15 protein-coding genes are annotated in these 11857 nt (G+C 60.8%); all 15 read right to left on the reverse strand.

The window, feature by feature from the left end:
* Positions 1-341: 341 nt before the first annotated feature.
* The 15 genes from AC1VNY_RS07245 to AC1VNY_RS07315 all read right to left on the reverse strand — a co-directional run bounded on the left by AC1VNY_RS07245 (position 342) and on the right by AC1VNY_RS07315 (position 11826).
* Positions 342-590, reverse strand: a complete 249-nt coding sequence (locus AC1VNY_RS07245; RefSeq protein WP_482404661.1) for a PilZ domain-containing protein — start codon at positions 588-590, stop codon at positions 342-344.
* Positions 591-649: 59 nt separating this feature from the next.
* A complete protein-coding gene (locus tag AC1VNY_RS07250) occupies positions 650-1060 on the reverse strand; it encodes a hypothetical protein (protein WP_482404662.1) in 411 nt (136 codons plus the stop codon).
* A gap of 345 nt (positions 1061-1405) precedes the next feature.
* Positions 1406-1945, reverse strand: coding sequence for a S26 family signal peptidase (locus AC1VNY_RS07255; RefSeq protein ID WP_051448108.1), 540 nt, complete (start codon positions 1943-1945; stop codon positions 1406-1408).
* Positions 1935-2153 carry a helix-turn-helix domain-containing protein gene (locus AC1VNY_RS07260; RefSeq protein ID WP_035633119.1) on the reverse strand — a complete coding sequence of 73 codons (219 nt, stop codon included), beginning with the start codon at positions 2151-2153 and terminating at the stop codon, positions 1935-1937. The genes AC1VNY_RS07255 and AC1VNY_RS07260 overlap by 11 nt, the downstream gene beginning before the upstream one ends.
* A 157-nt stretch (positions 2154-2310) precedes the next feature.
* Entirely contained in the window at positions 2311-3336 is a 1026-nt protein-coding gene (locus AC1VNY_RS07265) for a DUF2285 domain-containing protein (protein ID WP_482404663.1), read from the reverse strand.
* Between the two features lie 7 nt (positions 3337-3343).
* Positions 3344-3706, reverse strand: coding sequence for a hypothetical protein (locus tag AC1VNY_RS07270; protein WP_482404664.1), 363 nt, complete (start codon positions 3704-3706; stop codon positions 3344-3346).
* 82 nt (positions 3707-3788) lie between these two features.
* The gene (locus tag AC1VNY_RS07275) at positions 3789-4412 is read right to left on the reverse strand and encodes a thermonuclease family protein (RefSeq protein ID WP_375764440.1); all 624 of its coding nucleotides are present in this window, start codon (positions 4410-4412) and stop codon (positions 3789-3791) included.
* 16 nt (positions 4413-4428) lie between these two features.
* A complete protein-coding gene (locus tag AC1VNY_RS07280) occupies positions 4429-4575 on the reverse strand; it encodes a hypothetical protein (RefSeq protein WP_155258737.1) in 147 nt (48 codons plus the stop codon).
* Positions 4576-4902: 327 nt separating this feature from the next.
* On the reverse strand, positions 4903-5355 hold the full coding sequence (locus AC1VNY_RS07285; RefSeq protein ID WP_482404665.1) for a cysteine hydrolase family protein: 453 nt from the start codon (positions 5353-5355) through the stop codon (positions 4903-4905).
* A gap of 158 nt (positions 5356-5513) precedes the next feature.
* Positions 5514-6152, reverse strand: a complete 639-nt coding sequence (locus tag AC1VNY_RS07290; protein ID WP_482404666.1) for an acyl-homoserine-lactone synthase — start codon at positions 6150-6152, stop codon at positions 5514-5516.
* Between the two features lie 211 nt (positions 6153-6363).
* Positions 6364-7086: an autoinducer binding domain-containing protein gene (locus tag AC1VNY_RS07295; protein WP_209909208.1), complete on the reverse strand. Its 723-nt coding sequence runs from the start codon at positions 7084-7086 to the stop codon at positions 6364-6366.
* 234 nt (positions 7087-7320) lie between these two features.
* Complete coding sequence (locus AC1VNY_RS07300; protein ID WP_482404667.1) at positions 7321-8973, reverse strand: carbohydrate porin; 1653 nt, start codon at positions 8971-8973, stop codon at positions 7321-7323.
* A gap of 427 nt (positions 8974-9400) precedes the next feature.
* A complete protein-coding gene (locus AC1VNY_RS07305; protein ID WP_482404668.1) occupies positions 9401-10264 on the reverse strand; it encodes a fumarylacetoacetate hydrolase family protein in 864 nt (287 codons plus the stop codon).
* A gap of 122 nt (positions 10265-10386) precedes the next feature.
* Positions 10387-10917 carry a cupin domain-containing protein gene (locus AC1VNY_RS07310; RefSeq protein ID WP_482404669.1) on the reverse strand — a complete coding sequence of 177 codons (531 nt, stop codon included), beginning with the start codon at positions 10915-10917 and terminating at the stop codon, positions 10387-10389.
* A gap of 276 nt (positions 10918-11193) precedes the next feature.
* A complete protein-coding gene (locus AC1VNY_RS07315; protein WP_482404670.1) occupies positions 11194-11826 on the reverse strand; it encodes a TetR/AcrR family transcriptional regulator in 633 nt (210 codons plus the stop codon).
* Positions 11827-11857 lie beyond the last annotated feature (31 nt).

Consider the following 11857-nt stretch of genomic DNA (forward strand, 5'->3'; position numbering starts at 1 on the left):
GCCTACCCGAGCCGGTCACGTGGTCCCTGCGGTTCTGCTCCGCAGCCTGCGAACGTGGTTCGCTGTCCTGCGTCTCGCCTTGAAGCGCGATCGGCGCCATCTGGCTGAATCACGAGGCGCCGCTCGTAGTGATCGGCCAGCTGCAACAGACGCTTCCTGATGAAAGGATCAGCCTGTTCGGCGAGCGCCCGCACAGTCCGCGCTCTCTCTTTGCAAAAGTCGTCGTCCATGGCGTCCCGCTGAAATCAGCAGGATAGTGCCAGTTAGGCAGGACCAAATGTGACGTGGATCATATTGCCATGGATTTTCCACGCAATTCACGTGCATTTGGGAAGTAGTCGTCACACCACGAACGCGACGCCAACCCAGTCGCCTTTACGCCAAACGACATTGCACGAGTAGGTCTTGCTGGGCGGAACGATAAGCGTGAATTGGTCGGGAAGCGAGGATGGCGGATCTTCTGCCCTGAGCGCTGCGCCACTCTCTGTGATATCGCGCACGACACAGCATAATGACAGGTCACCAAACCTGATCAACGCATTGTCTAGCGATGTATTACGCACGGACTTTCCGCCTGTCCGGAAGAGCATTCATGTCCATGTCCATCAATAACCAATGCAAATAAGATCGATGCTGTGCGAGTAATGCTTCACGCTGTACGCCGACTGGATCGACCTTTCCCGCGACGGCGCCGCGGCCCGTTGCGCCGGTGCCCGCGCGGAGGATCAGACAATTTCAGCGCATTCCTTACGGCGGGCTCGCTCGTTGGCGGATCGTCGACTGGGCGAAGCGGCGACCTTCGAACAGCGACCGCCGTTTGAAGCGCGGCGAGGAATTTCCGTCCCTCTTCCGTGATCTCCCAACCCTCCGCATCGCGAACCACAAATTTGGCCGAGAAGATATTCAGGTCAGGCGCATGTTCGGCCAATCGCTTCATGCGATCAGTCCAGTCTTTACCGCTGTTCATCAGTATTTCGACCGCGTGCCGAACTTCGGCAACGGAGGCTCGCCCGGCGGGCTGGCCGGCCAGCACTTTCAGGACGGTCAGCTGGAAGGACAACTTCCACGTCTCCGGTCAGGCTGAGTGCAAAGTCTCGACCAGAGAGGTTAACCTCCGATTACTCTGAACAAGACTGGCTAATTCGAGTAGCTAGGTGCCGGATTTAACCTCGCCGCTCGATGTCAAGCTCAGCCGGCGAGTTCGATGGCTTCGATTTCGACAAACGATCAGAGATTGGATAACCGCATTTTGCGGTCCATCCGATCCACCATGGCGAAGCGTTCAACAAGACGATCGGCGCAAGATCTCTTTGGAAGAGCCTGGCCGGACGCCGCCGATCGTGCCAGGCCAAAGAAACGGAGGAAGCGCGCGCGCTCCGTCGGAACGCGCACCGTTACCCGCCACTCAAACGTCCGGCTTCCACGTCCAGAGCGGACGAGCGACGCCGAGAATATCGCAGCGCAGGACCGGCCCGAAATACCTGGAATCGAACGAGAGAGGATGCGGCTGCAGCAGAAAATACTCCCCGTCGACGAGCCGCATGCAGCCCTCCCAGGACGGCAACGGCCGGCCTGCATGGTCCTTCTCCTGCACTTCGGCAATGACCTTGCCACCCATCGAAATCGCGTCCGTCGGGTCCTTTGTGCGGCAGACCTCATCGCCCCGGAGCGCAACCACCTGCTTGAGCAGCGGCACCGCCTGAGGCGCGATCTCGTGCGCCACGATCAGAAGCTCGATCGAAGGCGGCGGCCTCAACACCGCAAGCTCGCCCCTCACCGGCAAGCGCTGCTCGAGCGCGTAGAAGCCGAGCGGCGCGCTGCCCGAGGCGTTGTAGATCAGAAGCGGCGCGCGATCGGCAAAGGCCATGCACAGCGTGACGATGCCGCCGCACATGACTACGAGGATCGCGGCCCTTCTGAAACGACGGCGTGGATCAATCCGCATCTGAGGTCGACCTCCGCTTGCTGGCCTGCGAGAATTCGACGAGGTCCTCGATGTGATAGCGGACGTAGCGGCCGTGCTTTCGGTAGGCCGGTCCGCGCCCCTGCACGCGCATTTTCTCCAGCGTGTTCTTGGTGAGCCTGAGCCAGGCGGCCGCCTCCGCCGTATTCAGGAACGGCTTGTCAGGCTGCTTGTCTTCCATTTTCGTCATGTTGTCCGGCACTCCTTCTCGCGAGAGCCCGCGCAACGCGCAGGATGCGAGAAGAAGCGTCGTCAGATCGCGCGGGAATCCGAGTGGCGAAGATCAGCGAACGCGGTTTGCCACCCCGTGCGGGCAGGTCTCGTCCAGCGTGAGGCAGGCCGCCCGCTCAGCCGAGCAGATCGCGGTATCCGCCCCTCATCAGATCGGTGCCCTTGGCGACCAGGCGCCGTGTCCGATCTTTGAGGAACTGGCTCGGCCCCTGCCATTCATCGGCAACCATCTTCGCACCGAAGATCGCGGTCGCGATCTGGCGATAGGTCTTGCCGTTCATGCTTTCGTCCAGCGCAAGCAGCGCCTGTCGCAGCCGCTCGTCGGCGCCAAGGAATGAGGTTTCGGGCGGCGCCGTCTCTTTGACCATGAAACGTTGCAGGCGCTTCAAGAGTTCGGTCTGGGCCGCAAGCTCCGACAGTCTTTCGAGCTCGAACACCGGCCGGAACCTGCGGGTCAGAACCGGGAGATCATGGAGCTCAACCGCGACATGGATACCCCTGCCCTTCAACAGCACGAGCGGCTGGCCGTCAGCGTCGATGACCGCATGGCGCTCGACCTTGAAGTCGGCGAGCACGTTCGGCGGTTCCTCGTCGCCCTCGCGCGGCGGCAACGCCTTGAGCCGCGCCACGCGTTTCAACGCGCGCGCATGCCAGAGCACCGGCGCATCGCGCGCGGCGACCGCAGGGTCGGAGAAGGCCAGCAGCCCCCATTTTTCGGCCTGCGGGAACCGGCGCGGCAGCCGCAGCAATTGCGTGCCGTCGGTCAGCGCGAGGCACGGAAGACGACGCGGGACCGAGCGCCGCCAGTCCGCGGCATAGTCGGCGTTACGCCGCAGGAACTCCCACGCCCAGTCGGCGGCGTCGAAGCAGACCTGACCGGAAGCCGCTTCGCCGGCGTCGCGCCGAGCTCGCCTGTGATGCGACATATTCAAGAGAGCACACCACGCCTTGAGGTTGCGCTTATGATCGTTCCGGCCGATTGGGGCAAGAGCACGGCTCCCGGGCCTTGGCATGCGGAACGCGAGGCGTGCTCGACGGGCCTGCGGCTCGTCGGCAAATCGGCGCGCCATATCGCCGGCAAGGGAATATGAAAACATCTGCGGAGCAAGAGCAGCACGTGGGCATCGCTGCTCGGTCCGCAACGCCAGGCTACGCGTTAACCCAACGTGGTATCAATCTTGCTAGTTTCAGATTAGCTTGATGGTGCGTGCGCAGATTCACGGCGTTCGCATATTCGTCGAGCCAACCAAACGAAGAGGACGACATGGCCAAGAAAGCGAAGAAGGCGAAGAAGACGGCGAAGGCGACCAAGAAGGTCGCCAAGAAGACCAAGAAGATGAAGAAGTAAGCGCGCGGTTTTCCGCGCGCCCAGGCCGCCGCGGCATCGCCGGTCGCGCCGATCATGGCGATGAGGCGACCGGATGCATCGCAAGATGCTCTTGCGAGGCTGCGGCGACGATCAGGCAGGCCCCATGTGCACACGGCTCGAGCAGCCACCGGATTGATGCACATGGGTCCGGTTTCTTTGCTCTGGCGGTCCTATTGCAGACTGCCGTTCGCGGCGGTCCCGCAGATCAGCCCCTGACGCCTCCCCTTATCGCTGTCCGCCCGCCCCTTCGGCGGAGCAATCATTTGGCCGGCCCCCGGCGCCGATACATTGGCGGTAGCGCCAGGGCTCGACAAATCGTCCGCTCCACATGCCGCTTTGTTTGCCGCGCGCCCAGGCTTCGGCCGCAGCGTAGTCACCCTTGCTGTAGCGCGGCCAGTCGACCGCAAGCCCGCCGCGCACCAGCCACTCCGCAAGGTCGACCTTGCCCGCGCTACAGACCGCGACCGAGCGCCCGTACCGGTCGCGGTCGACCTCGACGCAGGCCACGGCCTGCCTGCCGATGAAGGCACCCAGCGCGTTCGCGGCCACCTGCCCGCAGCGATAGCGGCCGCCGTGCCGGTCGCTGCAGAGCTGGTCGTGCTCCGGCGCGTCGATCCCGTAGAGACGCACGCGCGTGCCATGGATTTCGATGGTGTCGCCATCGATCACGCTTGCCTGCCCGGCGACGTCGCCGGCGCGCGCCTGGTCGGCCGGTGCCCCGGCGATCACAAGCAATGCGAATGCGCGGCCTGCAAGCCGTCGCCATCCCGAAATCCGGTCCAACCGCACCGCGACGAATTCCGGCGGCATGCCCTGCCCTGACGTGATCCTTTGGGATAGCCGATCCATATGTCCGGTCCGCCCCCTAAGGCGTCCCGACCGTCAGCGAGGAAACGACCCGCACCAGCATCACCAGCGTCGCGGTCAATGTCGCCCCTCCGACCACACACTGCGCAACGCACCGCTTCACCATGGCACCGCCGTCAACAAAGATGCTGAATGCATTTGGCATGGGCCGGCTCCGTCCAGTTCCTTCCGTGGATCGAGCCGGACTCATAGTCTGAGTCGCGGAGGCTGCGCCGCAAGCTTATTTCCTGCAGCGTTAGGGTTTGATTCACGACTCGGAGCTCCCGACAAGCGACGGAGCCCACGGCGGCCGAATCGGCAGGCCCGGTTGCATCTGAGCAAACGCTTAACGCTCTCCGAGCTGGGCCTGTGGGGTCTTCGCGGGACGCCATCTAGTCCGCGCAGCTGCTCGCCGCAATGACCGCGATGGAACCTCGGGCGCCACCGTTCGATCGACCCGCGCGTCAATTGCGCCATCTGTAAGTGGACGCGCTCAAGACGGTCCGCATTCCGGACTGGCGAGAAGCTGCCGCACCTTCTGTATTGCGCTCGGACAACCAAGGCACGCCGCCCATTCAAGCATGGTCTGGCGAATCGTCGTTGCCGGAATTCCGTGCAGCGACAAGCGATCGAGAGCATGCAGGTGCTCCTGTTCGCGGCGAAAGAGGGAGAGATCCGCAAGCACTCGCACATCGTAACCAAGCCTCGTGCCCTCGAGCGCGGCGATCAGGACTTCCTCCTCCAGCCACGCTCCGGCAACCAAGACCAGGCTCGTATCTGCGGATGTCAGGCTCGCCATGAAACTGTCGCTGCGCCAGAGCTCCAGAGGATCCGCCTCGGGTAGCGCAGCAAGACCGCGAAACTGGCTGGCCCATGGCGGTTCGTACTCACCGAGCACGTTAGCCGTGACCCCAAAAACCTCGAACACCGCCGGCAGGAGCGCCATGCTCTCCTGCCGAGCATCAGCGCGTTCAGCGGATGCGGTCCCGGGCCTGTTACGCCCGGGATTGATCAGGACCAGACGACTTTGCCGCGGATCTGCCAGCATCGTTTTGACTTGAGAAATGGACCGAATGACCGATAGAGAGCGGAAAGGTGTCGGAGTCAGGCGGCAGCGAGAGGCAGCGGCTCGTCCCGAAGCACAGGGCCTTCGACAGCTGCATGTCGGTACATCGCGGCTAGCGCAGCATCCGAATTCCGCAGGAAGCCCGCCAGAGCCATGGTTTGGCCGATCCGCTGCGCTGGTGCGATCCGCTCCAGCGGCCATCCGGCGCGCCTGAGAATGCGCTCCATGCGTACGTCGGTAACAGTTGCGATCGCATCCGCTCGGGCGGCCCGCATGCCCTCGATCATAGCCGCAAACAGCAAGAACGTCGTGCGATTGAGCCCGCCCTCCGTCGCCTCGGGAGCGCGGGCGGTATCGACGCAAAACCGGGAGCTTTCGAGGATCTGCTCGCTTCGTGGTGCCGGCTGGCCTGCGAGCAGGGATGAAAACGTGTCGGTCAACATGGTGGGCCCCGTGGTTGGTAGCAGCCGAACGGATGCCACGACGTCCCGGGTCTCCGTCGTAATCAACAGATAGGTCGGGTTGAGCGCGTCATAGACGTCGATTTCGAACTCGCCCGATACCGACACTGTCCAATCGAGGCGATCCTTGAACACGCGCCGGCGCAGGCGAAACATTGCGGCAAGCAGATCGAGATGATGCCCGAACTGATGATGGCGGAGAACAACGACTTGCATGAGGACCTCCTGCTTGAGAACAGGACGTCACAAAGCCAGAGGCGAACGGATCGCGCGCCTGTCGAATCTTGCAGGTCTGAAGCCGATACAGGCGAAGCTAGATCCACTCTTATCAAGAGTGAGCCAATTTCAGCAATCGAAGATGCCCTTCCTCAAGTGAGGAAGAGACTCGATTTGGTGTGGGTCGTGATCCCGACCGCGCGCGGTGAAATCAGGGCAATAGCCCCCGGCGCAGCGCTTCGCCGACGCATTGGGCGATCGTTGCGGCGTCCAGCTTGCGCCGAGCGTTCTCGAGATGGAACACCACCGTACGCGGTGAGATCTGAACGAGGACGGCGATATCCGCGACAGTCTTGCCCCGGGCGACCCAGGCAAGACATTGACGCTCGCGCTGGGTAAGAGTGGTGGTGCCTTGCGTCGGCATTCTCAGACGCGCGGCTGCGTGGGCATGAAAATAGAGCCCAGCAAGGTGAACAGCGGTCTTGGAACCGGCGACAAGCCGGCTCGTTGAGGCGGCGGGCTCGTCAGTGGCCAACGTGAACGCCGCCATCCGTCCGTAGCCGCCCCTAATCGGGACTGTGACGCCAGACCTGATGCCAAACGTCATGGCCTCTTCGAAGAAACTACGCTGTTGCTTTGTCCCGACAGGTTTGGGTGCACCGTCACCCCAGCAGAAAACTTCATTTTCCGAACGAGCTCGACGCACAACGGGATCAAGTCTCTGATAGCCAAGTTCGAAGTATCGCCCGGTCCATGCCTTCGGATAGGAGGAGACGAGCGTTGGCGCGTCGTTGGTAATTTGCAGATAGGCGAACCATCGAAATCCAAGCCGCTGGGTCAGGCGTCTTGCGACCTTTTCGAACCCCTGCTCGTCGTCTACCGTCCAGATAGCATCGACGAACTCCTGAAATAAACGATCGACCGCTGTCATCATTGAGCCATCGGCCCGGTCAGGTCCCCAGCTGAAACACGAGACACGCCATCGGCAGGCGGCAAGCGGCCTTCGCCATCGCGCAACGCCGGCCGCCAGGCGATCGCCCCACTCAATTCCACGTCAGGGCTGCGTCAATGGTTTCCGCAGCCCGGCTTGGCCATACGGTGCCGACGTTTGCCATTGATTGGATCCCGAGATCTGGCGATCCAATCAATGGCATCAAATGACGCGCCACTACATGTTTACGAGCAGAGAAGCGAGAACGTTGAATGAGGGTCCCTCGGTCTTGAAATACGCGAGACTTGGGTGATCGGTGTAGCCTACCCCAATCGTACCCCAGAGACCGGGCATGAGATGCGCGGTATAGGTCGCCGTGACTGAATTGGAGGTTCGGGCGGCAAACACTCCGGTAAGCGCCGAGAACCGGTTGGTTGCGTCCGATAGATAGTGGCTCACAACATTGCGAGCGGCGACGAGGGAAAACATGTCGGTCGGACGGTTGTCAAATGGGCCAATCCAGTACGCCCGCCCCTCATAGTATTGGGAAATACCGGTCGCTTCGGGCGGTGCGTACATGACCGATATGCCGGCATATAGGCCGCGAGCGGCGGCTAATGGTGACGAGCGGTCCTGCTGCCACAATTGTCGATCGGCCAGAAAGGTCACGCCGAAGTTGCCGTCGCGCGTTGCGCCCGGATTTGCCGGTAGGTGCGAAAAATCGCGGAAGGTTGAAGTGTTGTAGAGAAGGTCGAGCCGCAGCCATGTCTGGGGATTGCCCGGGCTTGCCGGCTGTTTGTAGCCGAGCTCTTCGATGAAGAGCTCCCTGGTGCCCTTTGGTCCATTCCAGTTGATGCCTGCCGGGTTCGTCAGCGCTTCATCAAAGATGACGTTCCCGGTGACGCTATTTATCGGCAGGCTGCGTTGCACAGCAGCTTGATTATAAATCGTATCCGTGACGTGCCAGGTTGTCCTGAAACTCGGGGTCGGACTAATCGACATACCCAGCTGGATGGGGATCGAGCCACTGGGCCCGAACGTACTGGCAAGATTCGAACCAACGAAAGTGCCGATAAACTCAGTCGTGTTGGTCACATAGCCGAACTTTATTTCCAGCTTCTTGTCGAGGAACGTTTGATACCAGGCGAGCTGATAGAGCTGGAGGGAATTTGGCAGGTACCCCACATCGTTGCCCGCGCTGTACAGCCCCGCCACCATCAATTGTCCGTCGGGAACACCCCAGCGGCTCATATCGTAGGTAAGCCAAGCGATCGTTTCATTGATATAGCTGGGACGTTGACCGAAATAGGTCTGGTTGCCCGCGCAGATCGCGCCGGTCGCTTGAGAGTAGCGTGATGTGCAAGGCGGATAATTGCTCGGCACCTGCCGCGGTGTATCCAGCATATTGGCTTCAAAGACCGCGATGTTATAAGCTTGGAAACCAAAGCCCGCTGAGGCCAATGCTGATCGCCAGCCGCCTTCATCACGCAGAAGCGAATCGCTGTAGGAAGGGAACGGGATATTCCAGCCCTTGACCCCATGGCGCTTATTGAGCTCACGCAGATCCGTACGCTGGCTCGTCGTCGTATCAACAATCTTCCGATCAGAGCCGTCCGCAGCCGACGCAAGTTCTTGCCGCAATGCGCGCTTTCGAATATTGCTGGCGTTCTTACCGGCGGGAGCTGCGCGCGCTGCGTGTCCATCGGTTATTGCCTCACCAGGCCTTGTCTTGTGTTCGACGAATTCGGCCCGAGCCGACATGTCGCTCACGACAAGCGCAGCTATGCTTAACGAACCCACGCAAAACGCTCGATACCAGGCTCGATGCAGCTGAACCTCGCTTGGTGACGCGACCGTTTGATCTCCGGTAACAGCCCGTTGTTGATTCATTTCTATCCTCCCTTTGACAAATGTTTTCGTTGGCTCTTGCAATCATCCTGAAAGCGTTGCTGCACGCATGGTGAGAACCACCAGGCTGGCTGGCGCTGAGATCTCACAAAACGGCGCAGCTCTCCTCGCCGACGGAATTACCGTCGGAGAGCTGGCTCTTCGCGTTGGTGGCGGGTTGGAGCGTTGCAGCCCAAGAGATAGGCGCGTTCGCCAACGATCAAGACGTGCTGCTGATCATGTGCCCCGATGCTTCACATCGCAACGAACTTGCGGAGTTCGACCGACGCTCCGGACTAAGATGCGATGCAGGTCAGATCACAGTTTTGGATTGGCAATTCGGAACAGGACCCACTTGATCAATCCATATCGTCTCTCCAAGGTTGGAGGAGTTCGAGCGTCCATCCCATTCGAAGTTCATCGCCTCCGATCAGCCCGAGCTGCGCGTCGCTATGCGCACGCGATTTCGCAATACACCGATGCCCTCGACCTCAAGCTCGACTGCGTCGCCGTCCTTCAGTGAGCGGCCGTGATCGACACCGCTACCTCCGAGAACCGTACCGGACGCGAAGATATCGCCAGGGTAAATGGTGCGGGAGCGGCTCATCTCAACGATTGCTTGCTCGAAGGTAAACCGCATATGCCGGGAGGACCGGTTGGTCCATTCCTCGCCGTTAACTCTCGCAATCATGCGTACGTCGGACACGTCGCGAAACTCGTCTGAGGTCGCGATGCACGGCCCAAGAGTTACCGCTCCATCAAAATCTTTACCGCCGCCGGGCCCAATCCCCATTTCCATGTGGATCAGTTGTTCGTCTCTGGCGCTCCAATCGTTGAAGATCGTGTACCCGAAGACGTGGTCTCTCGCCGCATTCAGCGGAATATCCTTGCCCCGCGTCCCGATGACGACGGCCCACTCCAGCTCAAAGTCCGCAGCCATCGAATAAGTGGGCCATTGAATATCCTCATCCGGGCCCGATACGGACAAAGGGTCTACCGTATAGTAGGTCAGCCGCTCAAGGAGCAGATCAAAGCGTAGCCGTTTGGCAACGGCGAGTTGAGCTGCCGCCTGATCCGAGCCGGCTGCGGCCTCGGCTTCGAGTTGGTCCTTGCGCTCAAAGAAACGTTCCACATGCTCCGTAAACATGTTGCAGTCGCGCATGCGAACGGGGCGCGGCAATGGCGCGAGCAGCTTCGCCTCGACCATCGGCACAATGGCCGCGGCAGAAGGGTGGCTGATGATTTGTCGCGCGAGGCTAAGTGCCTCCGCGCCCCCCTCAATCATGTCTTGCATCGATCTGAACCAGCCCGAGGCCCGAGAATCCGCCGCAGTTGACGCGGTAAGATCGACAATCCTGTCGTTGGCCAGGAGTGCCCCAACTGAACGCCTGCTCTGGACGCTGAAGGTGACTAGCCTCATGCCGAGACCTTTCCATCGACGAGTACACCGACCAATACGCAATCGTCGGGACCATCATTGCGCCAGCCATGCATCCCACCGTTTTGCACGACCACATCACCGGCCTGAAGAAGAACGTCCCGTCCCTCGGTCAACATCCAGACCTGTCCGGAGGCGATCATGAAATAGTTGAGGGTGTCGGTCTTGTGCATGGAGCTGTGCTTCGACCTTTCGATCTCTTCGCGAGACGGCACATGCACACTTTGGATCGATCGATGCATTGCCTCGACTTCCGCAGCCGAGTGGGGCTCCGGATTGGGCCTGAAACGAACAACGCGAAAAACTGTGCCTCCGTCCGGGGGCTCGTGCTGGATCGTCGCGCCGACCGTGGGGTCTCGCGAACAGGACAGATCTGCTGGAGTCTCGTGGGTGATCCATAGATCACGACCGAACACGTTAAAGCCGAGGTGCGGCAGATCTGAAATGTCATCGACGGCCAGAACATCTGACCTTCCGCCCCCATCATTTCCAACAACAAAGCGCCTCATGGTGTCTCCTCTCTTCCGGCAAGGCGTAAGGAGAGCTCCGGCGCGCGGATGACCAACACGAGGTCGCGTCCGTTCCGCGATCGCCGCCTCCCCATCGTCACGTTGACTCGCACTTGCCCAACGCATTCTTGGTACCAAAATCGATAATCCAGTACCAGTTCGCTGTCAAGCGGCTAGCGCAGCAAATCGGTCAAGGGCGTGCAAAAATCGGCCGCCAGCGGCCCTCGAGTCGAGCTCGCCGCCGTCCATATCCGCATTCGGAAAGCTGAAGGTACCTTAACGGCTTTTGGGCGCCGCGCGCCGAGGCGCGTCGTCGTTGCGCTTGAACAGCCCGTGGAAGAGCAAGTCCGGGAGCTCCGCAAAGGCTTCGCTCATGGTGAGTCCAGCAGCGGCAAGTACCTCGGGCTGGTTGGTTAGTCTCGCCGCGGCCAAGTAGATTTCGGCAGCCAAGTGCGCATGCAACGTTCGGAAGTGCCCCTTCTTGATGCCGTCTTCAATTATATCGCGCAATACCGCTACCCGCTCCTTCTGGTGTTCCTCAAGCATCAGCCGCGCAGCTTCAAAAGCTCTCAAATCCTCATTGAAGCGTTGGGTCGCTCGGGAGCTTTCGGTGATGCCCGGCTGCAAATAAGCGAGGATACGCGCCTGCGGATCTTCCTTCTCAAGCGCGCCGCGCATGCCGAGTCGCCGGATACGATCGAGCACCCGTCGCAGAATCAGTAGAAACAACTCAGGCTTGGTGGGCGCGATCTCGTATAGCGAACGCTTCGAGCAGTGCAATCGCGCGCAAAGATCAGCAACGGTCGGTGTCTGAAACCCCTCAGTTAGGAATATCTCTTCGAGCCCATCCAGGATCTCCCTATGACGCCCATGCTGGCGGTCCTCGCTCCGGCGCGTGCCTTGGCCCATCCATATCTCTCCTCGTTGCAGGTCTTCCGAT

It is taken from the genome of Bradyrhizobium ferriligni (genome assembly GCF_056837965.1).

What these genes read in the sequence shown, in the direction of transcription:
- AC1VNY_RS07245 (WP_482404661.1), bottom strand. Translation starts at nt 590, where the DNA reads ATGCTCTTCCGGACAGGCGGAAAGTCCGTGCGTAATACATCGCTAGAC.
- AC1VNY_RS07255 (WP_051448108.1), bottom strand. Translation starts at nt 1,945, where the DNA reads ATGCGGATTGATCCACGCCGTCGTTTCAGAAGGGCCGCGATCCTCGTA.
- AC1VNY_RS07260 (WP_035633119.1), bottom strand. Translation starts at nt 2,153, where the DNA reads ATGACGAAAATGGAAGACAAGCAGCCTGACAAGCCGTTCCTGAATACG.
- AC1VNY_RS07270 (WP_482404664.1), bottom strand. Translation starts at nt 3,706, where the DNA reads ATGTGCATCAATCCGGTGGCTGCTCGAGCCGTGTGCACATGGGGCCTG.
- AC1VNY_RS07275 (WP_375764440.1), bottom strand. Translation starts at nt 4,412, where the DNA reads ATGGATCGGCTATCCCAAAGGATCACGTCAGGGCAGGGCATGCCGCCG.
- AC1VNY_RS07280 (WP_155258737.1), bottom strand. Translation starts at nt 4,575, where the DNA reads ATGCCAAATGCATTCAGCATCTTTGTTGACGGCGGTGCCATGGTGAAG.
- AC1VNY_RS07285 (WP_482404665.1), bottom strand. Translation starts at nt 5,355, where the DNA reads ATGGCGCTCCTGCCGGCGGTGTTCGAGGTTTTTGGGGTCACGGCTAAC.
- AC1VNY_RS07290 (WP_482404666.1), bottom strand. Translation starts at nt 6,152, where the DNA reads ATGCAAGTCGTTGTTCTCCGCCATCATCAGTTCGGGCATCATCTCGAT.
- AC1VNY_RS07295 (WP_209909208.1), bottom strand. Translation starts at nt 7,086, where the DNA reads ATGATGACAGCGGTCGATCGTTTATTTCAGGAGTTCGTCGATGCTATC.
- AC1VNY_RS07300 (WP_482404667.1), bottom strand. Translation starts at nt 8,973, where the DNA reads ATGAATCAACAACGGGCTGTTACCGGAGATCAAACGGTCGCGTCACCA.
- AC1VNY_RS07305 (WP_482404668.1), bottom strand. Translation starts at nt 10,264, where the DNA reads ATGCAAGACATGATTGAGGGGGGCGCGGAGGCACTTAGCCTCGCGCGA.
- AC1VNY_RS07310 (WP_482404669.1), bottom strand. Translation starts at nt 10,917, where the DNA reads ATGAGGCGCTTTGTTGTTGGAAATGATGGGGGCGGAAGGTCAGATGTT.
- AC1VNY_RS07315 (WP_482404670.1), bottom strand. Translation starts at nt 11,826, where the DNA reads ATGGGCCAAGGCACGCGCCGGAGCGAGGACCGCCAGCATGGGCGTCAT.